30 protein-coding genes and 1 other annotated feature are annotated in these 22,665 nt (G+C 46.1%); of the genes, 10 read left to right on the forward strand and 20 right to left on the reverse strand.

The annotated features are described in order from the left end of the window. Positions 1–35: 35 nt before the first annotated feature. The 4 genes from HZS85_RS03945 to HZS85_RS03960 all read right to left on the reverse strand — a co-directional run bounded on the left by HZS85_RS03945 (position 36) and on the right by HZS85_RS03960 (position 6,795). Positions 36–938: a DMT family transporter gene (locus HZS85_RS03945; protein ID WP_214853380.1), complete on the reverse strand. Its 903-nt coding sequence runs from the start codon at positions 936–938 to the stop codon at positions 36–38. Between the two features lie 152 nt (positions 939–1,090). Next, positions 1,091–4,819, reverse strand: coding sequence for an ABC transporter permease (locus HZS85_RS03950; RefSeq protein ID WP_214853383.1), 3,729 nt, complete (start codon positions 4,817–4,819; stop codon positions 1,091–1,093). A 208-nt stretch (positions 4,820–5,027) separates the two neighbouring features. Further along, positions 5,028–5,549: a GNAT family N-acetyltransferase gene (locus HZS85_RS03955; RefSeq protein WP_214853386.1), complete on the reverse strand. Its 522-nt coding sequence runs from the start codon at positions 5,547–5,549 to the stop codon at positions 5,028–5,030. A 19-nt stretch (positions 5,550–5,568) separates the two neighbouring features. Then, positions 5,569–6,795 carry an MFS transporter gene (locus tag HZS85_RS03960; protein WP_214853389.1) on the reverse strand — a complete coding sequence of 409 codons (1,227 nt, stop codon included), beginning with the start codon at positions 6,793–6,795 and terminating at the stop codon, positions 5,569–5,571. Positions 6,796–6,861: 66 nt separating this feature from the next. After that, positions 6,862–7,118, reverse strand: a binding site (T-box leader). A 202-nt stretch (positions 7,119–7,320) separates the two neighbouring features. Between HZS85_RS03960 and HZS85_RS03965 the strand changes: the two genes are divergently transcribed. Next, positions 7,321–7,800, forward strand: a complete 480-nt coding sequence (locus HZS85_RS03965) for a hypothetical protein (protein WP_214853392.1) — start codon at positions 7,321–7,323, stop codon at positions 7,798–7,800. Between the two features lie 46 nt (positions 7,801–7,846). Here the strand turns inward: HZS85_RS03965 and HZS85_RS03970 are convergent, their stop codons facing one another. Further along, the gene (locus tag HZS85_RS03970) at positions 7,847–8,284 is read right to left on the reverse strand and encodes a hypothetical protein (RefSeq protein ID WP_214853396.1); all 438 of its coding nucleotides are present in this window, start codon (positions 8,282–8,284) and stop codon (positions 7,847–7,849) included. Between the two features lie 86 nt (positions 8,285–8,370). After that, positions 8,371–8,619, reverse strand: coding sequence for a hypothetical protein (locus tag HZS85_RS03975; protein ID WP_214853399.1), 249 nt, complete (start codon positions 8,617–8,619; stop codon positions 8,371–8,373). 38 nt (positions 8,620–8,657) lie between these two features. Here HZS85_RS03975 and HZS85_RS03980 point away from each other — a divergent pair, with 38 nt between their 5' ends. Then, complete coding sequence (locus HZS85_RS03980) at positions 8,658–8,807, forward strand: hypothetical protein (RefSeq protein WP_214853402.1); 150 nt, start codon at positions 8,658–8,660, stop codon at positions 8,805–8,807. Here HZS85_RS03980 and HZS85_RS03985 read toward each other — a convergent pair. The 3 genes from HZS85_RS03985 to HZS85_RS03995 form a co-directional block, all read right to left on the reverse strand. Continuing rightward, a complete protein-coding gene (locus HZS85_RS03985; protein ID WP_214853414.1) occupies positions 8,796–9,407 on the reverse strand; it encodes a YdeI/OmpD-associated family protein in 612 nt (203 codons plus the stop codon). The two genes, HZS85_RS03980 and HZS85_RS03985, sit on opposite strands and share 12 nt — an antisense overlap. Positions 9,408–9,470: 63 nt before the next feature. Beyond that, positions 9,471–10,556 carry a GGDEF domain-containing protein gene (locus HZS85_RS03990; RefSeq protein WP_214853417.1) on the reverse strand — a complete coding sequence of 362 codons (1,086 nt, stop codon included), beginning with the start codon at positions 10,554–10,556 and terminating at the stop codon, positions 9,471–9,473. A gap of 155 nt (positions 10,557–10,711) precedes the next feature. Then, positions 10,712–11,095: a hypothetical protein gene (locus HZS85_RS03995; protein ID WP_214853421.1), complete on the reverse strand. Its 384-nt coding sequence runs from the start codon at positions 11,093–11,095 to the stop codon at positions 10,712–10,714. Positions 11,096–11,314: 219 nt separating this feature from the next. On the opposite strand from HZS85_RS03995, the gene HZS85_RS04000 reads away from it, so the two are divergent. Further along, positions 11,315–11,818, forward strand: coding sequence for a hypothetical protein (locus tag HZS85_RS04000; protein WP_214853424.1), 504 nt, complete (start codon positions 11,315–11,317; stop codon positions 11,816–11,818). A gap of 107 nt (positions 11,819–11,925) precedes the next feature. On the opposite strand, the gene HZS85_RS04005 is transcribed toward HZS85_RS04000, so the two are convergent. From HZS85_RS04005 to HZS85_RS04015, 3 genes are all read right to left on the reverse strand, one after another. Then, positions 11,926–12,348: a MarR family winged helix-turn-helix transcriptional regulator gene (locus HZS85_RS04005; RefSeq protein WP_214729941.1), complete on the reverse strand. Its 423-nt coding sequence runs from the start codon at positions 12,346–12,348 to the stop codon at positions 11,926–11,928. A gap of 75 nt (positions 12,349–12,423) precedes the next feature. Further along, the gene (locus tag HZS85_RS04010; protein ID WP_214853427.1) at positions 12,424–12,759 is read right to left on the reverse strand and encodes a MarR family transcriptional regulator; all 336 of its coding nucleotides are present in this window, start codon (positions 12,757–12,759) and stop codon (positions 12,424–12,426) included. 167 nt (positions 12,760–12,926) lie between these two features. Beyond that, entirely contained in the window at positions 12,927–13,466 is a 540-nt protein-coding gene (locus tag HZS85_RS04015; protein ID WP_214853430.1) for a hypothetical protein, read from the reverse strand. Positions 13,467–13,658: 192 nt separating this feature from the next. Here HZS85_RS04015 and arr point away from each other — a divergent pair, with 192 nt between their 5' ends. Both arr and HZS85_RS04025 read left to right on the forward strand, forming a co-directional pair. Next, entirely contained in the window at positions 13,659–14,060 is a 402-nt protein-coding gene (arr, locus tag HZS85_RS04020) for an NAD(+)--rifampin ADP-ribosyltransferase (protein WP_214853434.1), read from the forward strand. 142 nt (positions 14,061–14,202) lie between these two features. Beyond that, positions 14,203–14,379: a hypothetical protein gene (locus HZS85_RS04025; protein ID WP_155960154.1), complete on the forward strand. Its 177-nt coding sequence runs from the start codon at positions 14,203–14,205 to the stop codon at positions 14,377–14,379. An 11-nt stretch (positions 14,380–14,390) separates the two neighbouring features. Here HZS85_RS04025 and HZS85_RS04030 read toward each other — a convergent pair whose 3' ends face one another. Continuing rightward, positions 14,391–14,828 (reverse strand): Rrf2 family transcriptional regulator, encoded by a 438-nt coding sequence (locus tag HZS85_RS04030; protein ID WP_214853437.1) that lies wholly within the window; start codon positions 14,826–14,828, stop codon positions 14,391–14,393. A gap of 164 nt (positions 14,829–14,992) precedes the next feature. Between HZS85_RS04030 and HZS85_RS04035 the strand changes: the two genes are divergently transcribed. Together HZS85_RS04035 and HZS85_RS04040 are read left to right on the forward strand one after the other, a co-directional pair. Continuing rightward, positions 14,993–15,628, forward strand: a complete 636-nt coding sequence (locus tag HZS85_RS04035) for an NAD(P)-dependent oxidoreductase (RefSeq protein WP_214853440.1) — start codon at positions 14,993–14,995, stop codon at positions 15,626–15,628. A gap of 128 nt (positions 15,629–15,756) precedes the next feature. Continuing rightward, a complete protein-coding gene (locus HZS85_RS04040; RefSeq protein ID WP_035408191.1) occupies positions 15,757–15,939 on the forward strand; it encodes a hypothetical protein in 183 nt (60 codons plus the stop codon). 57 nt (positions 15,940–15,996) lie between these two features. Here HZS85_RS04040 and HZS85_RS04045 read toward each other — a convergent pair whose 3' ends face one another. The 4 genes from HZS85_RS04045 to HZS85_RS04060 all read right to left on the reverse strand — a co-directional run bounded on the left by HZS85_RS04045 (position 15,997) and on the right by HZS85_RS04060 (position 18,102). Further along, positions 15,997–16,278, reverse strand: coding sequence for a hypothetical protein (locus HZS85_RS04045; protein ID WP_056061134.1), 282 nt, complete (start codon positions 16,276–16,278; stop codon positions 15,997–15,999). 91 nt (positions 16,279–16,369) lie between these two features. Then, complete coding sequence (locus HZS85_RS04050; RefSeq protein WP_214853443.1) at positions 16,370–16,765, reverse strand: hypothetical protein; 396 nt, start codon at positions 16,763–16,765, stop codon at positions 16,370–16,372. After that, positions 16,731–17,534, reverse strand: coding sequence for a hypothetical protein (locus HZS85_RS04055; protein WP_214853445.1), 804 nt, complete (start codon positions 17,532–17,534; stop codon positions 16,731–16,733). The genes HZS85_RS04050 and HZS85_RS04055 overlap by 35 nt, the downstream gene beginning before the upstream one ends. A gap of 25 nt (positions 17,535–17,559) precedes the next feature. Continuing rightward, positions 17,560–18,102, reverse strand: coding sequence for a GNAT family N-acetyltransferase (locus tag HZS85_RS04060; protein WP_214853449.1), 543 nt, complete (start codon positions 18,100–18,102; stop codon positions 17,560–17,562). A gap of 214 nt (positions 18,103–18,316) precedes the next feature. Here HZS85_RS04060 and HZS85_RS04065 point away from each other — a divergent pair, with 214 nt between their 5' ends. From HZS85_RS04065 to HZS85_RS04075, 3 genes are read left to right on the forward strand one after another with little or no spacing between them, the layout of a single operon-like run. Beyond that, positions 18,317–18,946 carry a DedA family protein gene (locus tag HZS85_RS04065; RefSeq protein ID WP_214853467.1) on the forward strand — a complete coding sequence of 210 codons (630 nt, stop codon included), beginning with the start codon at positions 18,317–18,319 and terminating at the stop codon, positions 18,944–18,946. 54 nt (positions 18,947–19,000) lie between these two features. Further along, positions 19,001–20,128, forward strand: coding sequence for an MGDG synthase family glycosyltransferase (locus tag HZS85_RS04070; protein WP_214853470.1), 1,128 nt, complete (start codon positions 19,001–19,003; stop codon positions 20,126–20,128). 16 nt (positions 20,129–20,144) lie between these two features. After that, positions 20,145–20,831 (forward strand): polysaccharide deacetylase family protein, encoded by a 687-nt coding sequence (locus tag HZS85_RS04075; protein ID WP_214853482.1) that lies wholly within the window; start codon positions 20,145–20,147, stop codon positions 20,829–20,831. A gap of 46 nt (positions 20,832–20,877) precedes the next feature. Here HZS85_RS04075 and HZS85_RS04080 read toward each other — a convergent pair whose 3' ends face one another. From HZS85_RS04080 to HZS85_RS04090, 3 genes are read right to left on the reverse strand one after another with little or no spacing between them, the layout of a single operon-like run. Beyond that, positions 20,878–21,123: a hypothetical protein gene (locus tag HZS85_RS04080; protein WP_214853484.1), complete on the reverse strand. Its 246-nt coding sequence runs from the start codon at positions 21,121–21,123 to the stop codon at positions 20,878–20,880. A gap of 33 nt (positions 21,124–21,156) precedes the next feature. Then, complete coding sequence (locus HZS85_RS16855) at positions 21,157–21,531, reverse strand: YkvA family protein (RefSeq protein ID WP_214853486.1); 375 nt, start codon at positions 21,529–21,531, stop codon at positions 21,157–21,159. 17 nt (positions 21,532–21,548) lie between these two features. Next, positions 21,549–22,658, reverse strand: a complete 1,110-nt coding sequence (locus HZS85_RS04090; protein WP_214853488.1) for a GGDEF domain-containing protein — start codon at positions 22,656–22,658, stop codon at positions 21,549–21,551. Between the last annotated feature and the right edge of the window lie 7 nt (positions 22,659–22,665).

Below are 22,665 nucleotides of genomic sequence, written 5' to 3' on the forward strand. Positions count from 1 at the left end.
TCCTTTTGATGGTCGACTATACAAACTGATTTGATTTAACCAATCTTGTCCGCCGTATCCGGTATGGCGTTTCTTCGTTGACGCGATACACCGATTCCTAAAGCAATAGCAGCTCCAAGACAACTCGATAAGCAGCCGAAGAGTAAATACAGAGAGGGTGTGGATTCGCCGATCATGACGGATGCGATTCCGCCGATGACGGGGAAGAGCGCGACCATATAGCCGCTCTTCGCACCACCAACTCGTTCGACGAGTTTCAGGTAAAACAGCCATGCGAGAAATGATGCGATCACGGTTAAATATAGTAAAGCAGAAAGATAGGTGAAGGTTGTCGGGAGCGTGAGCGGTGTTCCTTGGTACCAGACGATGGCGCTCATCAATAGACTCGCGACAGTGAATCCGATTGCATTGGCATGAACGGGATTGATCCGTTGCTTGGCGTTACGCGCCGAACTGGCATCACCCACTGACGTTAGTAGCGTGCCGACCAAGGCGATCGAGACACCTTTCAAATCGGTCAGTCCATGGATGCTATTTAGACTCGGAACAATCAGGACACCAACGCCGATGATACCAAAACATCCGCCGACCCAGACACGCGCATGGAGTGTCTCTTTTAAGAATAAGCGCAGGGCGATCGGTGTCAGAATGACTTTAAGTGAGAAAATCAACGTCACGATCGTAGCAGAGCTTAATATCGTCGCGTAATAGAGACATAAGTAACTAAGTGCAAAGTTGCAGACACCAAACACGACGATGAAGGGCATGTCCGTCACGGTAGGTTTGTTCGTTCGTTTAACGAATAACGCGAATAGGATGAATAGAACAGCGGTCATCGCTAATCGATAGGTCAGGGATACTTCCAAGGCGACGGGTGTTCCTTGGATTTTGACGGCAATGAAGTTCAGTCCCCAGACGATCAAACAAAATAGATACATGAAGTATGTCTTAGCCGGTCCTCGTTTAAGTAGTTTACTTCCAATTCTTTTCCTGTATTTCATCTTACCAAAAGTAGAACGTTAAGAAATTAATTTCGGTATAAATATAAAAATCACTGACCATCATATGACAGCCAGTGATTAAGTAGTAATCATAATTTGATTTTAACGGTGTAGAGAAAACCAGTGAATCCTGTTTCTACGTTCATGACGAAGGTATTTTCATTTTTCGGTACGATGTAGATGACATCAATTTTTGAGAGTAACGGAGCGTAATAACCTAAGCTTTCTGAATAAGCTTTTTTGTTCAGATTAATCGTTTCTTCAGGCGTGTAGCGTTTCTTGTGACGATCAATCAATGGGAAAGAAGAGGGTTTATAGTCGATATAAGAGTCAGCTGAATCTTCACCCCTTACTTGCGTCTCAAGTCTGACGGATATAGCTTGTTTATTTTTCGGAAGATTCTTAAGTGGAACACGTTTCGCCGAACTGACCATGAACCCACGTTCTTTCATTAAGTTTTTATCACCAGCATAAGTCTGAAGACCACCTTTATTCATCAGTTCTTCGATGGCGTCTGTATTCTTTTTCTTTGACTGTTTCTTTTGTCCGGTCTTCACGGTGGTTGATGTAACATCTACAGCATCGACTTCGATTTTGACAGTCGTCGGTTTCGCAATCGCTTCACTTGTCGCGAGAAGAACATACGTATTTTTATCGCTTGGAACACGGAACACAAGATCGACGCGAGAAACGGAAGGTGGGAAATAGCGATAGCCGTCCTTCCAAGCGTTTGGATTCCGGTTCTCATAATCGACAGCTTCGTAAACGTTACCGTTTGTATCCTCTAACGTGAATAGATTTGGCTTATAAATAGCATATCCGCCATCTGCGTCTTTATCCTTGTAGTTCTCAAGGATGACGGGAACGGTAACATATTGTTCATCATCAAGAGTTGGTAATTTCAACTCCTTTGGAGGTGACAGGAGAAGTTTATTAACATGGAAAATATTGCTTTTTGTTTTAGGATCTCCCGGATAGGTTTGAACGACTCCACGATCCATTAGTTGATCGAGCTTGCTCGAATTGACTTTTTTCGTAGAGGACGCTTTCTTTTTCTTGTCTTTTACATCTGCCAATTTCGTTCCTGTCGTCCTGACCGTTGGTGCAACTGTTTGTACCGGTTTCGTGGACGCAGGTCCTTCTTTTGTCGTAGCAAAGAAGAACAGGGAAGCGACACCAACGACAAGGGCACCACCAACTGCGGATAAGGCGAGTCGGAAACGTCGTTCCGTCGCTTTCGTATTCGTTGCGACACTTCCAATCGCAGCATTTGGTGTAATGCTGACGGCGCGTTGCGCGGGTAAGAGGGCACCGAGAACTCCCGTGATGGCAGGAATCAACAACATAACACTCAAGAAACCGAGCTCACCTGTTGGGAACTGGTTATAGACGAAGCCAATCATCGCAAGAGCGATCAGCAAGCCGATAATTCCAGCAAACAGTCCCGTCATCAATCCTTCACTTAAGACGAGCGTCCGGATTTGTCCGTTCCGCCAGCCGGTTGCTTTTAAGACAGCGAGCTGACTCTTTCGTTCGTTGACGTTTTGCCACATGATCTCGGTCGTCGTCAGGATGGCGATAAGTAAAGCGACACCCATCGCAACGTAATGCATCATGCCGACTTCGAGGGCAACATATTCGCCGAGCCATGTCGCATACAAGACACCTTTCAGTCGGAAGGTGATGAACAGGAAGAAAATGAACAGACTCGTCGGCAAGGCGATTGCAATCGTCGAGAGGATCGTCCGTTGCCAATACGTTGCAAGTTGGTTGATGCTCATCCCAAGGACACTTTGTGCCCGGACGAAGCGACGACCTTTTGAAACTTCACCAGAACGCATACTTTCGAATGGTTGAATCCGGCGGATGAGCGTCATCGGGACGAGCGTACCGCCCCAGTAAATCAATAGACCAGCAAGTCCGATCAAGATGATCCGTGATAAGGCAATCGGATGATCCGTCGTCAGCCAGAACGAACCGAGGATCGTCCAAGAAATCAAGGCGACGAGTGTGCCGAGTAGTGTCGCTTCTAGGAATAGAAGCTTCGAGAGCTGACGTGGACGCCAACCGAGCGACAGTAAGATCGCGAATTCCTTCTTTCGTGCATAAAGTAAGATGATGTTTGAACTGAAGACATACACGAGTGCAACGGCGATGACACTGGCGATGATGCCGCTCATGCCGACTTTCGCTTCTTGGAAGATGGCCATCGATGAACCGAGTTTGATCCACGGTTGCTGGATCCAACCGAGTGGCGATTCACCTTTTAATCCAGGGAGGTATGTCAGCGCGAGCTGTGGCGAGGAGCCAAGCGTGACGTCGGTGATCAGACCGGTCTTGTCCTCGATCTCTTGAGCAACAGCTTTCAACTTTTTCTCACTCGTCGAGTTCATCGTCTCGACACCTTTGACGTTGACACGAATGGCAGAGATGGCTTTATCACCACGTAACTTAAAGGCGGCGTCAAGCGTCGTCAGCATCGATGGTGGTTTCGTTAGGAAGTCATACGGATCGTTCGTCGGTTTGACTTCCCGGACTGGATTGACCGGTTTTTCATTCTTGTCCATGACCCATTGGGCTTTCGCCGGGAAATAGGTCTCCATCGGCAGTTCCGTCAATGGATCCTTCGAGATATTCAATTTTTTCGGATCAAAGACACCAATGTAGTTCAAATGCATTTTCGGGACGTTTTCTAGGCTACCCGTGCCGTCACCGAAGATACGAGCTTTTCGATACATCGATCGTTTCGAAATGAGGGCATCCTTATCGACCTCTTGAGGTGTTACTTGATAGGTGAACGGCCAACGTTTGGCAAAGGGACTAGCAATCGTTTGATACTCGACAGACGATGGCTTTAAAAACATCCAGTCAAAGCTACCACTTGCTTTTTCCGGAACCTTATCTTCGAGAATGTTCTTAATAAGTTGCTTTGATGCTTGCTCTGTCGAAATATAGTATTCCTTCGTATCTTTAACAGGAAGCGTCTTGAGATAGGATTCGCCACCTTTTTTCATGATACTGCGTACCGTTTCAACCATTGAATCTTTGACGAGCGGGATATCGACTTTCTCGTAGCGATAGGTCCGCGAAGCATTGACGTATTCCTGACTGTTCATGATCAATGGGATGTCCCAAACACCGTCACCATAATCGTTCACGACATCGTCCTTCGTGAAATAACGACTATGCGTAGCCTTTTTGGTTGCCTGATCGAGTCCAACGAGTTGTGCTTCTGCTTCCGGATCAATCCCGGCAAGCATCACTGCGCTCCCGTAACCGTAGATAGGAAACTCGCCTAATTCTTGCGGTGAAACATCTCGATTCAATCCGTCACTCTCAGGAGGGAACCAACCGGCTCCGGCAAAGAATGAATAAGATTCTGTTTCTTTCTTTAGCCCAGTATCTTGCATATCCGTAAACGAAATTTTGTAAATGCCCGGTTCTTTGAAATTATAGGTATCCGTTTCAGCATTCGTATTGTAGTTCCCAATCATCGCAATCGGTGCTGCGACTTCTACGTCAGCAATCTGCTTGATCGTCTCATATTGTTTGCGGGTGATCCCGCCGTCGAGCCCACTCATGTAGTTCGGTTCGAGCAGGTTCAAGTCTTCTGTCACGCTCCGGCTGCCTTCCGGACGAACGACGATATCGTAGGACGATCCCCAACGTTTTTGCAGTTCATCGACGACCGTTCCGTTATTTGCTTGCGTTGTACCGATCAAGTAACTCAGTCCGGTACTGACGATCAGGACGCCGACGAGGAGCAGAATGAACCGCTCCTTGTTGCGCCACCATGAATTCCAGATGAATCTCAGCATGTACTATCCCTCGCTTTCGTTTGATTTGAAGAAAATTGTGTAATGTGACCTCCTTATCACTTATGTACATATCCATATATTTCTTTTTATTTTTCCATTATATACAAATAATAGTGAATTGACTAAAAAATCTGTTAATTATGGATATTAGTTTTAAGGAAATAGAAATAGCACCTCACGGAGTAGGTGCTACATCAGGATTGACTCTTTAAACAACGCGTGGATTCCGTTTCCGCATGATGATTTCGTCAAACGAAACGCCATCGTACAATAAAGCATCAGGAATCATTTCAATGATTTGAAAACCGGCTTTCTTATAAGCTGCAATTGCTCGTTCATTGTGCGAAAACACTTCGAGTTCAAGTTGACTCAGCTGAAGTTCTTCGAAACAAAATCGAAAGATACACGCGATTGCCTCTGTCCCGTATCCTTGACCGGTCCAGGGGAGGGCACGCAGTGAAATCCGAAAGCCGGCGATTCCTGAATCCAAATCGATATCAAGTATCGAACACTCACCAATCATCTCATCCGACGTCAGGCAAATTGCAAAATCATGACGCGTCGCATCAGCTTGAATCGAGAGAATATGTTGTTCAATTTGTTCGAGCGAAAATGTCGCTGTCGTTCCGATCAGGTAACGTAATGTCTCATTTCGTGTTTGTTCGAATAAGACGTGCGCGCCCGTCACGTTAATCAGGCGTAGAAAAATTCGTTCTCCAGTCAACTGCATGAATATCTTCCTTTCCTTCTCATGACGAAAGTTTAATCGTTTCATCGGTTTCCGTCGTAAAATATTGACGTTTCGTTCGGTCTTGCACGATGAAGACGATCAATCCACCAATCAGGAGGAAGCCAACTGAAGCGACGGTATACGTCAAGCGGATTGATGTCTCGGCATATAGACCGATCAAGGCAGTCAGTAGAATGACACCAGTCGATTGTACGACGTGGATGCTACTGAGGAACCGTCCCATCAATTCGACGGGGATATGTGTTTGAGTAAACGTCATGAAGCCCGTGTTTGCGAATGCAAGGGCAAAACTTAGCAAGAAAAAGCCGATTGCTGCCGTCAGGAATGACGTCGCCGAGGCAAAGATCAAGTAACCGACGGGCGTCATCAGTGCCCCGAACTGGATCAAGAACCGGAGCGACAAGCGATGCGTGAAGATCGCATTGACGGCAGAGCCACAGGTGATGCCGATTCCGGCGATACTGACGAGGAAACCATACGTACTCTCATCCATCTGCAAAACGATCGTCGCAAACGAGGCTTCAAGCGAATCGAGACCGCTCATCAGGACGATCATCAGCGCATAGAAGGCATAGACGAACGTGATATAGCGCCGCGTTCGTGCAAACTGAAAGGTTTCTTTCCAGTCCTTAAGAATCACTCGGAGTGAAAAGGGAACTGTAGTAGTCGCCGCCAAGCGGACGTCAGGCAAGACGGACAATAAAGTAGCAGAACTCAACAGTGCTCCCGCGTTCAATACGATTGCTGTTTCTGGGGAACCGACCAAAAATAAGAACCCGGCAATTGAAGGTCCGAGAATGAAACCGGCCGACTGAATGAAATTCTTTAATGCATTGAACCGTTGGCGACTCGTCTCCGGCACGAGCTTCGTCATGTAGATCAATGAGGATGTCTCAAACAGTGTGTTGCCGATGTTCAGGATGAAGACGAGCGCATAGAGAACATACAATGAATCGATCAATGTCAGTGAAAAGACGAGCGCGGCGCGCCCGACGTCAAGCATGACGAGCAAGCGACGTTGATTGATTCGATCGACGACACTGCCGGACCAAAGACTCGTCAACAGCGCGGAGATCGGTAACAGGATATAGAGAACGGAGACGGCGAACGCCGATCCCGTTCGTTCGAGGACGATTAAATTCAAGGCGATGAAGTAGACCCAAGCGCCAATGTTCGAGACACCGACACTAAGTAACAGCAATCCAGGGTATTTCCAATTCGACATATGACACAATCCTTTTTTTATTGTGTTTTAAGCCAATAAAAAAAATCCCACCTCCAAGACGTTGGTCTTGGGGACGAGACTGTGCGTGTCGTGGTGCCACCCCTGTTCGCGAGACCGTCACCGGTACCGCCTTCATTGGTACGACCGCTTTTAAACGGCAAATACCTGAGCTCGATAACGGGAGCACCCGTCACGATATCCCCGATTCGGTTCCATCGTGCTGCTCAGAGGCTTGGTTCGGTCAATGACTTTTGCTCCTTCCCACCAATCGGAGCTCTCTAGGAAAAGTCGAAATGACGTACTGTTCTCTTCAATGCGTTTGATTCATATGATTTGTCTCATCCTAGCATATGCCAAATGATACCGTAAAGAATTTTTATCATTTTTTTACAATCGTTGAAAAAAGTACATAGGTATCAAAATTTGAAAAATGATAAAAGTGGTAAAATATGTAACATGCTATATGTTACATTGTCTTAGTTATGTGTTCACTTTCAAGAAAGGTATATGAAAGGTGGGAAAAAAGTGAAACGTTTGATTTTTTTCATATCTCCACTCCTTGTTCTTAGCGGAGCTGTCTTTTTTACGACGTTCCATCCGATCGAGCAAACAATCTATTTCTTAATCTTATTTTTACTGACCTGTCTGTCAGCGATGACAGTAGTGGAGCGTCTTGTCAAACATCATGATGTGATCCGGCGACTGAACACGATCCATCCACTTATCGGGATCGTACTGGGTACCCTCATGCTTGCCGTATTCATTGGTAGTATCTTGTGGCTAGCACCTTCACTAACGCACACAAGTCCCATCGGTCTTCTCGTCTCGTTCCTCTTCATGTATGGCGGAATCTTAGTCCTCGGCTTCATCGTCAGTTGTTTCTTCGAAGGCATCACGCGACAAACGAAGGATCAATTGATTCGTCCGGTCTTTTTGTTCATCGGAACCGGCCATCTCATCTTGACTGTCCTCGGAATCTTGCAACTGTACCGTCAAACTGGATGATAGCAAACCCCTCTGACGCAATAAGACGACAGAGGGGTTATTGTGATTACTGAACGTTTAATATGAATCCAAATTGTCCGTCTCCTTGTTTCCAGCGGGAGTTTAATTCATAAGCATAGATACCAGGCTTTGTTGGAGCATTGAACTGGTCATTGTTCAAAGTGACGCGAGACTCTTGTTTTTGATCGTTCCACTGTATCAGTTTCACGCTTTTAAGATCACCGGATAATTCGACACGGATGGGGGCTCCGGCAGAGACGGTAACTGACGTTTTTTCCTTTGCTAGATCAAGACCGTCACGGTACGTCTTATCGACACATTGACTGCGAAGTAAGCTATCCCAACAATAAGAGCCTTGGACGGTCGGGACATCCTTTCCGTTTGCCTCGACGTCAGGGTTTGGCGGCGCACCACGGAACGGTTCGAAGACGATGATGCAGACGACTAGAATAAGAAGAACGGCTAACACTAAGGTACGTTTCATGAGACACCTCCATTTGTTTTTATTTATTTTATCAAAATAAAACAAAGCAAGCGGAGGTGTCTTTCAAAAGAAAGGCTATTCCTTTCTTAAATTTCTAGAATCCGTTGCTGACGGATGGGTGCTTGATCCAGCGGTAATGTTGCGACGTACAACTGAATGTTTGTTAGTGGAACCTCCGGGAGAAAATCAAGAACATCATCATGTTGAAGCGCACGTATGATCGCAGCGGTCGTCGTACCGCGCTCATGCCAGTGGAATCGTTCGCTCTGGAACCGTTGCGTCCTTACAAGAAGCGATGAGGCAGGAGATTCAAATCCATATTCGGACTGTTCCACGGTTAAAGCCATCACATCTGCCAGAATACGCTCGACTCTTGTCGCAAACAGATGAATGTACACGACTTGAGTTAACGTCAAAAGAAGATATTCCGAATTTACTCATCTCGCTTGCGAAACAAGATGTCAAAGTGTACGAGGTGCAAATCGCACGCCAATCGTTAAAAGAGATTTTCTTAGCGGTCTGACCAATCAGCAACGGATTGTGTCTCCGGAAGCTCTTCGAGTAAAAGACGACCTCCGTCATTCCATTGACCGTACATCTGATTCAGTTTCGTTTTTTCAATCAACGTTTGCAGACGTTTTTCATAGAGAGCGGGATCCTTACGTACACTTTGAATCGTATCAATCCGGATGCGTCGATAGAGCTCCGGGAAGTCATTAAACTGTTCATGAACGACCGGGTCTTCTTGTAGACGCGTCTTTATTACGTCATCAATAACGAACGCATCAGGTCGCATATCCGGGAGAACCTGTCGTCCGGACGGTTGCATCAAACCGAGCCGTTCTAAGCGACGGACCCGTTCCTTATTTAGTTCGGTCCAGTTACTGTTCTTTCGACGCGGGGTGAACCGTTGCGCCAGTTCACCGTCCGCTGTCTTCTTCACAATTCCATCAATCCAGCCGAAACAAAGTGCATCCTCGACGGCATCAAGATAGAGTAAACCTTCTCTTGTCTGTTTTCGACTGAGGATTATCCAACAAAACGACTTATGTTCCGCGTGTTCTGATAACCACTGTCTAAAGTCCTCGCGATTAGTGAACCGTAAGACGTCCGTGATCTCCATGCTCGTTCCTCCTGTTCATATCGAAATCCCCCTTCGCGTTACACGAGGGGGGATTTCACTTTTTTATCGTAACGGGTCATGATGAAAGACACAATTCCGACCACTCTTTTTCGCTTGATAGAGGGCAGCGTCTGCCTGCTGGATTGTCTGTAGAAAATTGTAGATCTCAGACGGTTGATGGGTTTGGCGAGACACACCAATCGATAACGTTACTTGTAGCGGTTCCGTCGCTGATAACTCATACGTTCGCGTGGCACTGGCTTCACAAATTTGTTCCGCGATTCGACGCGTCTCAGGCAATGAATATTCCGGTAACAGCATCATGAATTCTTCACCGCCGAATCGCCCGAGCACACAAGAAGGGGGACAATAGGACGTAAGCAAGGCACTGATTTGTCGTAAGATATGATCCCCTCGGTCATGACCATATGTATCATTGACCTGTTTGAAATGATCGACATCGATGATCATGATTGAAAAGTTCATCTGTTGTGATTTATATCGTTGGACCGTCTCTTCTAAATGGCGCCGATTATCAAGTCCCGTCAACATATCCGTCAAAGCGAGACGCCGATGCATCCGGACTTGATGGAAGTGCCAGCGGACTTGATGCAGAATACTGTGTAGCAGGAGACCGGCACAGCCGTTTCCGACGAGAAATACCGTCTTCGCCGTCACGTCATTCGGACGAACATGTTGAACGAATGGTAAACAAAGAATGAGTGCGATTGAAAAAATGATCGGAAACGAGATAAAGCGATCCGGTGCTTCATTTTGTAAGTATAAGACAACGATGCTGACGATTAGATACGTACCGACAAGCCAAAATGCATGATTGGAATGAAAAATAAACGTTTGAAGGGAAGCGAAGACGAGCGTCGTGATGAAGCCGCTACTGATGCCTCCATAGATGAAGGCGATGACGATTAAAGTAATCGACAAATCGAAACGAAATCCCTCATAGGTGATGGCATTGTGAATGACCCAGTAGCCGGCACCGGTTGCAAGAATGAGCACTAACAGATTTTTTTTCAGCCAACTGTCGAGCGTATTTCGGAATTGAAACCGCTTAAAAAAGAATAGAGAGATGAGCACGAAGAAAAAGGTTAAAGCGACGTTGAGGATGAGATGATTCAATGTATTCCACATGTTCGTGTTCCTCTCGAATGGTTTATGGAAGATAATTACAATGAAATGATTTACTTAGTAAATATTTACTCTATACAACCAACGATACCCTAAAGGTGTATTAAAGTATCGTAATTACCTTATCTTTAAAAAAAGATAACAGGTTCTCTTCTAAATCAATAATACTCTGAGATTTTCTCGCGTGAAGACTCGATTAGATAATCAAGTGAGACGAAATTATGAATGAATGCAAACGAGCCAATTTCCTTGATGGATACCCCTAATCTCTCTGCATCTTGATTGCGGAAATCTTCATTCGAGTGCAGAATTTCAAAACCTGCTGCTTGCATTCTCTCCCCGTCGAATTCGAGGGTGACGATATCTCCATCTTGCCACTCACTCTTTAATTGATGAAAGTGCATTTGGTACGCTTCGCTTGGGGGATCGACTTCAAACGCGATCCAGCCTTTTGGTGCGTCGACTTGGAATGCCGGCGATAATCCTCCGCGTGACACGATGGATTTCATATGATGCCGATGTGTCATATGACGTAATAGCATGGTCAGACCACTCCTTTTCATCTATTATTACGCGTCGGCGTCAGAATATCGAGAAAAATTTTAAAAAGAAATTGATTCAAAAAATGAAATTGAAAGATAATTGAAATCGGATAACACATTTTCTTGATTCCTGAAAAAGGAAATTTTGAATATCTCCTTTTTGTATAATGAGTGTAATCATATTGATCACGAACATTTTTTAAAGGAGGGAACGATTGGATGAGAATCGTGAAGATAGACCAATTGATAGTAGCATTGAGCATCTTTAGTGGACTTCTTGTATCCTTGGGTCGCTCGACGCAAATATATCCACAACAAATTAGTGGCAATGGGAATCTAGGGTTTCTTCCGCTTCTGTTACTTCTGTTACTTTTTCCGATTGGGATCGTTCTGATGTTGAAATGGATAAGAGAAGCGCAGTTACGTTTTTTATCCTTGATTGGTCTATCCACCAGCACGACAATCTATCTTGTGTGTGGCATCCTTTATCAAATCGAACAGTTCAGCCAGTATCAAGTGTTGGTCAAACAACAAGTCATTGCAGATCGTGGAACGATTGATGGGGACTATTTAACGAGTATTACGTCGATGCCTTCGCCCTATATGAACAGTCAATACTTTAACGGCAATACCTTCTTGATTTACTGGGCAAGCATCTTATTAATGGCGAGCTTGATCGCATGGTGGACTCGAGAGGAATGGCAAATATCTGAGTCAGATTAAAAAATCGCGCGACATGATGTTACCAATGAATAACAAAAAGAGTCCTTCTCTCTCCTGTACCGTGCAGAAGAGAGAAGGACTTGCAAAGTTTTAGCGACTAGAAGTATTTAAAAATGATCGCTCTGCATCTTATGCAGCAATTGATCAAACGTTTCGTGGTCCTTTGATGTAAAGGCGCGGAAATAACGATCATCGATTTCCTCGATTTCAGGAGCGGACGTTTGGATCAACTTCGTTCCCTGTTCTGTCAACAAAACCCGCTTTTCTCGATTGATCCGTTTCCGGATGACGAGATGTTCAGCAAGTAATTTCTTGACCGTTTGTGAAATGGCGCCACTTGAGAGTTCAAGCGTTCGTTCAAGTGATTTTTGCGTCGCACTTTCTTGGTGATACAAGGTCATCAATAAATCGAATTGGGACTTCGAGAGTCCTTTTGGTCTCAACACATCGTTGACTTCTTTCGAATAACGGCCATGGAGTCGCTGAATGGCGTTCCAGTGCTGCATCGAGGATTCGAATGTGAAGGTCATATTTTTTCCTCCTCTTTCGTCACGCAGGGTTGAGCTTATCGAAGAAACGGACCAATTCTTCTTGTTGTCGAGCCGTCAAAGCGGCGAATTGTTCTTGATGAAACGTTCGTAGGCGGGCACCACTTCTTGTAGGATGGCTGTTCCTTTTTCCGTCAGCAGAAGATAGTTCGTCTTCCATTTCCGTTGACGCGTGATCAGTTGCCGGTCGAACAGTCGTTTGATTCCGTGTGAAATCGTGCCCTCGGTCACTTGGATCCGTTCGGCGATTTCCTTCTGACTCGTGCATGAGGTCGTGTGTAAGCAACGTAATACTTCCAGATTCGTATGGGAAAGATCCCAGTGTTTTAAGAAATCGTTGGCACGCTTGATTTGTTGATTATGATAGGCCGCAATTTTATGCCGGCATGCCATTGGATATGTCTCTGTAGTTGTTGTCCTGGAGAACTTCTTAAATATAGAATGTACTGCTGTTGAACTAGTTTCACCATACCATATTAAAAATATCTCGTGCTACTAGTTTGAGCGAAAAACCATCACTTTCCATTATTTCGATATACCTATAAAAAATCCTGATCGAATCAAATCCGATCAGGAAGTATACCGCTTGATAACGTGAGATACGAATCCTTCAATTGGAATCCATATTTCGTAAAGCACATCTCAGAGACGCGTCCTTGTAAGGTGATCGTCGCATAGTCGCCACGAATGACAAAAGACTTAAATTTTTTCACAATGTCTTGAATCAAAGCCTCGAGCAACAAACCACGTTCGCCAAGACCTTCTTCTCTGACATTGATTTCAATTAAAGAAAACGTACCATATTCTGTATTTTCCGTCTGTTTCGTACCTTCATAAAGAACGGTCAAATAGGATCGTTTCGAGACAAGCGATCGACTATTCGGTGGTTCAAGAATCGTAACGTAATAACTTAGTGAAGGGAGACGTAAGTTTCGAGTGACCTCAACAATCTGGCGTTGATTATTATATGCAAGCCCAACGAGTTGTTCTTGTGGATGATTCGGCACTGTCAATCCTTCTTGCTTACAAACGGTTTGCCACTCGGCTTCTGGAATCCAGACAGCCTCTTCGGTTTTCGCTAAAGCTTTAAAGAACTTCACGTTAAACGGATGACCTCCTATATAAAATGACTATCCCATCATGCCTGACGGGTAGATGAAAAACGATTTACAATCTGACGACAAATTTGTCTTCTTTTGCTATAAGTATACCTTGAAATTTCATTTTGAAACAGACTACATCTCGATGAATCTACTGTCTATACTGAATGTATCAAGTCAGGAGGCGAGTATATGAAAACAGTCGAAGGTCCATTTTTCCATGGCACGAAAGCGACACTTCAAATCGGTGACGAATTAAAGCCGGGACATGCATCGAATTTTCGAGAACATCCGCTTCAACATATCTATTTCACAGCAACGCTCGATGCAGCGAAGTGGGGCGCGGAGCTCGCACAATCTGACGCTCCAGAGCACATCTACCTCGTCGAGCCGCTCGGAGCGTATGAAGATGATCCGAATTTGACGAACAAACGATTTCCAGGCAATCCGACCAGGTCGTATCGTTCGACTGAACCTGTGAAGATCATCGCTGAACTCGGAACGTGGGAACGGCATGCGGACGAAGAGATTGAGACGATGAAAGCATCGCTTCAGCGGTTACGAGCAGAAGGGAAGGACACGATTATCGATTAACAAATCAATCTTACTCATTCCGTTTTTTGAAACTCGCTATTTCAACATCAACAGCTGATGATGAACTCTTTATTTAATCAACTAATATCATCATACAAGAGAAGGACATAATGGTACAATATGTAAAAAGGGGGTTATTCGATTGTCTCGCTACAAACAAGAAAAGAAACAAACACTCGATCATCTACGCGATGGTGTTGATCAAGGTCTTGGTAGTGCCGTACCTCGTGGACAAAACGACGGAATGCGCGGACTTGAGATGCTTGCAGTCGTCGTAATCCTTGGTGGAGGATATTTGCTATACCAATGGTTTTTCTAAAGTAAGAAGCATCATCCTATCGAGGACGATGCTTCTTTTTGTTTGATTTCATTGACGATATCATCAAGCGTGACATGAGCCAGCACTTTCTCAAGGGCGGATTGTGCAAGCTCGAAGATTGGCGTGACCGTCGATTGGATGTTTCGTCCGACCGGGCAGTCTGGATTCGGTGCTGCATGGACGCCGAACAATTCCTTGTCCGGTACGACAGCGACAGCGTGATAAACGTCAAGCAGCGTGATGCTAGACAATGGACGGGCGAGCCGCGCACCGGCAACACCCGGACGAACTTCAATCAAATCGGCTTTTTTGAGCATGCTCATGATTTTACGGATGACAACTGGATTCGTATTGACGCTGCCGGCAATCAAGTCGGATGTCATTTTCTCGTCGGTCGCAATCAACGAGAGAATGTGGATACCGACGGAAAAACGTGTACTGATGGCCAACGGATGACCCCTCCTTCTTAAAAACAGTGTTCTCTTATTATACGTCGTATTGTTCATTTGGCAAGAAACGGGGAATAGAGACAATAATGTTGACAAGCACTTCAATTGTAACTATATTAGTTACATGTGATCGGAGTAGTTACATATCAAAAGGAGGAATCATCATGAACATTGGAGTTATCGGTGCAACAGGAAAAGCAGGGCAATTGATTCTACAAGAAGCAATCGAGCGCGGTCATGACGTCACAGCAATCGTCCGTAATGCGGCAAAAGTGACGGCTAACGTCACGATTCTCGAGCGCGATGTCCTCGCTCTGACGAAAGACGACTTGAACGAGTTTGACGCAATCGTCAATGCGTTTAACGCAGCACCCGGTGAGGAGACGAAACATATCGAAGTCGGGCGTCACTTGATCAATCTGTTAGCAGGCAGTGAGACGCGCCTATTCGTGGTCGGTGGAGCAGGAAGCCTATTCGTCGACGAGAGTCATTCGACACGCGTCATGGAAACACCGGATTTCCCGGAAGCGTATTATCCGACAGCCTCGAACATGGGGAAAAATCTGATCGAACTACAAGGACAGCAAGACGTGACGTGGACGTATCTCAGCCCCGCTGGATTCTTTGATCCGAGCGGTCAACGAACAGGAACGTATTCGGTCGGCGGTGAGCAGATGATTCTAAATGCAAAAGGGGAGAGCTACATCAGTTACGCGGATTACGCTATTGCTGTAGTGGATGAGCTTGAAAAAGGACAACACCTCAACGAACGGTTTTCCGTCGTTGGTGAACAAGAATGACGTTGTCAGACCGACGTATCTAGTCGGTCTTTTTTGATGGGCGGAGTGAGAGATACAGCGGAGGACGGATGGCGAAGTGGCGCGGTTTGCTTAAAATGAGAAGAGAAACGACAAAAGGAGCATACATCATGATGCGACGATATTTTAGTATCATCAGTCTGTTAGCTGTCTTGATCGTCTGTACGACGTCGACGCAACCGTCTCGGTTCGAACGTTCGGAACCAGTCGCGACGATTGAGGATCATTACGCAGGACAAATCAATTGGCCGAGTGACACCGATCCGTTGCTAGAGCTTCATGCCAAACCGTGATCTACATATGACCGATCAAAACCCGTCTCCTTAAAGAAGACGGGCTTTTGGGGGACGTTAAATGACAGTCATTGCGCTCAAGAAGACGAAGAAGAACGTGATGCCGCTCGTCAAAATCAAAAAGGGGAGGACGATCAGTAATTCGAGATGCGGACGAAGACCGTAGTAAAGCAGAAAGAACAGTGTCAAACAGGCGGTCGTGATCGTCAACGCAAGAGAAGTCATCAAGAGATGAAGAGGTTCGACGAACGGAACGAGAGACGATCCTGTGATCGTATCGAAAGCTAAACCGAAGGACAAAAAAATGAGTAAATACAGAAGCGATTTTTGACGAAACATGCGGCATGTCTCCTTTTACTAAACGATACATTTAGTATAAAGCGTAGGTCTTCTTGTTTTACCTAACAAAAATGTAAGAACGTGGCTGATTTCAAACAGCTGAATCTTTCTTGTATAACAATGTCAAACGCGTCATCAAAAAGTAAAGGAAAGCGGCGCTACTCGCGATTGCCTGAAAATAGATCGGTTGAAACAGACCTTTGAATACAAGTAACAGTACGCCACCGAGTAATAAAGCGATGCCTTGATTCAGGAGGAGGTGTGTTATCCAAGGTAGTGGACGTGAGCGAAATCGGAAGTAACGAATCGCGTCGGTCAGGATGCCACCGACCGTGATGACGATCACAAACGACAGCAAGGTTTCGAAGACACCTGGATAATACCCAGTGTCTGTATCGGGCATAAGTCGTGGTGACGACAGGAGGTGTTGATAAAGCATCAAAAAAATCCAATTACTCATCAGTAGTCGAAATGACAGACGCATCATGGTACTCCTCCTTCCCGGTTTTCATGACGATGAATAGACGGGTGATCATTACATATAAACAGGCAGCGACTACGTTTCCGATGAAAAATAGCGCGGGAAGTGAACTGAACAAGATGAACGCACCGGCAAACACGAAGACTGTACCTTGATGAACGAGGAGATGCGTCATCCACGGTAGCGAACGCTTTGTGAAACGGACAGCTACTAGCATGTCAGCAATCACGGTACCGCTGAAGAATAATAGCATCACAGTATCTAACTGTTCATTGACGAGCTGCACCGTGTGAGACAAACACGGAACCATCATCGTCATCGAGCCAAACAAGTTAAGAAATAAAAAGAAGCTGAAGACGGTCCGACCGAGCCACCCGAACAGATAGGGGAGGAATGACGGATACTTTCGCGCCGACTCGGAGACGATGAAATAGAGCAACGCTACACCAGAACAGAATAAAATCAGAACGAGCGAAAACGAATTTAGTTGCATGAGTAGATAGAGGACGATGCTTGCGAATAACGCGACGATTTGATTGAGGATGACCCGTTGTGCAAATGAAATATCCGAACGAAATAACAGGCGCGGAAGCCCTTCTGTCAAGAGTGCACCGATCAGAATGAAGGGACCGGCAAACAATAGACCAATCATAAAGAAGTCGGTGAAGGAAGTGCCGTATATTGCTGGGTCACCCATCTCAAACCCAGCAATGAGTGCATACAAGAAAGCGAACAATATCGCGGAAATGAAACTGTTCTTTACGATAGATAACATGAGATAAGCCCTTTCCGACTGACGTTCAAAATAGTTTATACCAATACAACGTCAGATCGATATGTGGATTGGCGAATTGTTTTAAACTATCGACACCGCCGAGCACGAAACCTTCTCGTTCGTAAAAACGGCAAGCAATCAAGTTATCGTCCTGTGCTTCGAGTGACAGACCACTCAACTCACGTTGCTGTGCCCATTTTGATGCAGCGACAAGCAATTGGTGTCCGACGCCTAGTTTACGAAACGCTTGTTTGACCGCGATGTTTTCGATGTAGGCGAAACGGTTCCAGTCACGAACAAGACGAATCTGTCCGACACAAGAAGTGCCGGAAAATGCGAGGAGGACGATTCGATTCTCGTTTTCGATATACGTCGCCCAATCGAGTCGATCGTCAGGGAAACGGGTTTCAGTAGCGGTTTCATAGAGTTCTTCCGTATAGGACCATGTGGTACCAGAAAACTGCGGAACGATGCGTCCGATGATCGGGAATGAATCGTTGGCATGATTGACGAATGGAATGCTCTCGAACGATAGCGGTTGAATCGTCAGCTTTTCAGTCTCTTTCATTGTCATCCTCCTTCTTTCTATAGAGATCTACTTCACTCTATTCATCATCTCCTACAGACTAAGAATTGTCACGAGGAGAGATGCGAGAACAGGTCAATTTTCGAATGAACCAGGTTTTAATTTTTCTAAAAAAGGAATTGCTTCAACAGGAACGAATACATAGTCAGAAGACGTTGAAACAGTACAGAAAGACAGCAGTAGAGGACGTGACAACATGAATATGGATACGGTCAATCAGTATCTCGATGCCTATGGATATGGCGTTATTTTCATTTTTTTATTTTTTGGCATTGTCGGGATTCCAGCACCGGAAGAATCCTTACTCGTCCTGATTGGCATCTTAAGTGGTCAAAACGAAGAACGTTTAATTTATTCAATCTTGACCGCGTATGCTGGGACGTTCGTCGGTATGCTGACGGCATATGGAGCGGGGCGCTTCTTCGGACCGACCGTCCTACGGTACGGTCGATTCCTCGGATTGACGAAGGAACGCTGGGAGCGGGTGTCAAACGGCTACATGGAACGAATCAATCGAACGATCATCGGCGGTCTTTACATTCCGGGGGTGCGGCAGATCAATCCGTATTTTGCGGGCATGAAGCGGATTTCGTTCGGTCGGTACTTCTTTGTGTCAGCAATCGGTTCCGCGCTGTGGGTCGTCCCCTTTGTCTTACTCGGTCATTTAGCAGGAAAGACATTTCATATCAAGCCGGAAGTCGTACCGTATTTCGGACTTGCCTTACTCGTATTGTTCCTGCTCGGAGTGCTCGTGAAATGGCTCAAGCGGAAGCGACTTGAGAAACGCGTCGTTTCAGGGAAAAACGAAGCGGGAAAAGAAGACTAAACGTTACTTCTTTTTTGAAGGATCGTCGGAACAGTTTGAAGGAGTGGACAAACGATGCAAAAAATAGTGATCTTTCCTTTTTTAAGGATGCGATCCGGTCATCATCTGGTTGCCGAAGCGATCGCTGAACGACTGCAAGGTCCAGGGATTGAAGTCAAGGAAGTAGAATTGCTCAGTACGATCAGCCCGTTTGCGGAATGGGTGACATCGAAGTTTTACCTGAACTGGATCCGACACTTCTCAAACGGCTATAGCCGTTTTTATCATCAGCATATTGCCGGACGTTCGAGCAATGCGCGGTCGACAGGGTGGACATCGCATTATTTCCAACAACAGATGTTACGGATCATCCGGACGGAACAACCGGACGTCATCATCTGTACACATGCGTTTCCCTCCTATCTCTTGAATCAATTAAAGGAACGAAACCTTTGTGACGTACCGGTCATCAATGCCTATACGGATTTATTCGTCAGCCGCGTCTGGGGAAAGACGCATATCGAGTATCATCTGTTGCCGAATCGTGAGGCAAGGCAAGAATTGCACGAGCATCATGCTGTACCCATTGAGCGCTTGTTCGTGACAGGTATCCCCGTCCATCCAGCAATCGCTGGCGGTTCCATTTTTCGCTCGACGCAGTCACGCAAACAAATTCTTGTCGCAGGCGGAAACGGTGGACTAGGTCAACTCGAGACCTTACTGACGCAGATCGAACAGTGTCCAGAAGCAGATTTCCATGTCTTATGTGGGAAGAACCAAACATTGTATAAACGACTAGCTTCGCGACGTCATCCACATATCCATCCGCTCACCTATATTGATTCACGGGATGAGATGAATCAGCTGTATGAACGAATGGATGCGATTGTTACGAAACCGGGTGGCGTGACGGTCAGTGAAGCATTCGAAAAACGTGTACCGTTGTTCATTCAGCACGTCCTACCGGGACAAGAAGAGATCAATCGTACGTATTTGATGGAGAAAGGGCTCGCGTTTTCCTTTGATCAAACGGATACACTCGCGGACGTCATCCGTCGGACGCTTGAGAACCCAGACGTCATGCATGCTTGGCAACAAGCAGTCACAGTGTATCAAAATGATCGCGTCATGGCCGATCAGCGGTTCTTCGCGGAACGGATTGCGGGTTGCTTGCAAGACCGTCGCCGAAAAGTAAATGAATAAAAGGGAGTTAGTTTCTATGCGTTCACGTCTTATCACAGCAGGAATTCTCGCGACAATCGCTTATACGGTCGTCCCGTACGTGGCGTCACGCGTCTTTGGGTGGCGCGTGACAAAATCACTGAACTCACGATACGTCTCCTTGACGTTCGATGATGGTCCTGATCCCGTCTATACGGCAGAACTGCTTGATCTCTTAAAACAAGAAGGCATTCAGGCGACGTTTTTTGTCGTTGGTCATAAAGCAGAAGCACATCCGGACCTCATTCGCCGGATACACGACGAAGGGCATCAACTCGGTATCCACAATTACGTCCATCGACCGAACTGGTCGATGCGACCGTCGACGGTCCGGGCAGGAATCGAGCGGACGGCTATGATCATTGAACGGATCACCGGTGAACGTCCGACGGTCTATCGTCCACCGTGGGGTGCACTCAATGCCGGAGATGTCCTCTGTCCAACCGCTTACAAGATGATTCTCTGGTCGAAGATGGCGGAAGACTGGAAGGTAGAAGGCGGGACAGTAAAAATCAAGAGGCTACTATCGAATGTGTCAGAAGGAGATATCATCTTGCTCCACGATAACGGGGATACGTTCGGCGCGGACCCACAAGCACCTGTGCAGACGATTGAAGCGCTTCGTGAACTTTTGCCGAACTGGAAAGCACGCGGCTTACAGTTTCGTCGCATTGATCAAACGTAAAAAAAGAGGAGCTATCCGGTGCCGGATAGCTCCTCTTTTGCATGGATTATGCTTCGCGTGACAAGTCCTCATCTTCTTGACTATGATGGAGAATCAAGCGCCGCACGACGAACGAGCGTAAGAATAGAATGAAGGTGATGACCGGAAGTAGTAACCACCAAGATTGCGTCAAAAATAAGTCGTCGAACGTCGTGATCATGACGAAATGCCGACCAATGTAAAGCCACATGAAAAAGGAACTGACGAATAGAATTGCTTCCGATGTCGTCATGAACTCAAACTCATTATTCATTGAACTACTCCTTATGGGTGGATTTGGTTGATTTTACGCTATCCACCATATCACAAGACCGATACCAATGCCCCAACAAACTAATACGAACGCTAGACCATAACGTCGGAGCAATGGAAAGGAACGAGTTCCTTGTTGTTCAAGTCGTCGTTGTGCTTGTGTCAAGATTTCTTTAGGAATCGAACGGATGATGAAGTAGATACCGAGTGGAACGAGTAAGAGATCGTCGAGAAGGCCGATGACGGGCAAAAAATCTGGTATCAAGTCGATCGGACTGACAGTATAGGCGATCAAGGCGATGATTCCCCATTTGATATGACGAGGTAAACGAGGATGTTCGATTGCATAAGAGAGGACTGATAATTGTTGCTTCATCCGTTTAGCGATCTGTTTCATTCGCTCTAACATAGGCGAGTACTCCTTTCTTATGAGCGAACCGGTTCCCGTTCGTTTGTCGTGACGGCTGCCTCGTCATCCGCTTCATACAGAATGACACGATTTCGTCCTTGTTCCTTTGAGGCATATAATGCGTCGTCCGCAAGAATATTCATTCGTTGAATGGCAATATGTTTCCCGTGAGCGATCCCGACGGATGCCGTGATGGCTATCGACGGGGATCCGTCAAGCTGAAAGTGTGTGTTCGCGATCCGTTCTCGAATCCGGTTAGCGACTTTCATGACTTTTGGAGGCGTGAGATCATAGATGAGGACCATGAATTCCTCGCCGCCAATTCGAGCAGTGATATCATGCGGACGTGTCTCCTCCTGTAAGATCCGTGCGAACTGTTGCAAGACGAGATCACCGTTCGCATGACCGTACGTATCGTTGACATGCTTGAAATGATCGATATCGAGCGCAAGCACATTGTAGACGCGTCCTTCTGCTTCAAGCAATGCCGTCTGTTCGTCCCAGACACGCCGATTGTACAGTCCTGTCAAGTGATCGAGTTCTGCTGATTGTTTATAACGCTGGACCTGTTCGTTGAGCAACTGAAAGTCGATCGTCAAGAGACTCGATAACAGTCCAACCGCAAGTCCGATCGTCCACGTTGAAGCAAGTAAACGAAGAGCGGCGTCACTGAAGCCGAGATTGATCGAGACAGCGATCGAGATCATGAACAAGGACCAGACGTTCATAATCAGGTTTTGCAAGAGCGGTCGATGGAGTAACCGCTTATGAATGAAGTACATCCCGGTGCTGATGCCGAGGACTGCGAGAAAGGCGACGATTGATTGCGGGGTCCAGCCGAAGTAAAATCGAGAACAACCGATGATCAGCGTCGCGATGATGAGAGGCGAACGAACGCCATAAAAAGCGAGCAGGACGAGCGGTAAATGACGTAAGTCCATCCGTAACGATTCATTGACTGCAATTCCTTTGAACATCAATAGCACACCGAGTAGTCCGGTCGCAAGACCAACGATGAGGGACTTCATTCTGCTCGATGCGAGGCGTTGACTATAGATGATTTTAGCGATTAAATAAAAGCCGGTGAAGGCGATACAAGCATTCAATAACAACTCGGCAATGAACATGAGTTCC

It is taken from the genome of Exiguobacterium sp. s130, from assembly GCF_018619055.1.
Lineage (GTDB): Bacteria > Bacillota > Bacilli > Exiguobacteriales > Exiguobacteriaceae > Exiguobacterium_A.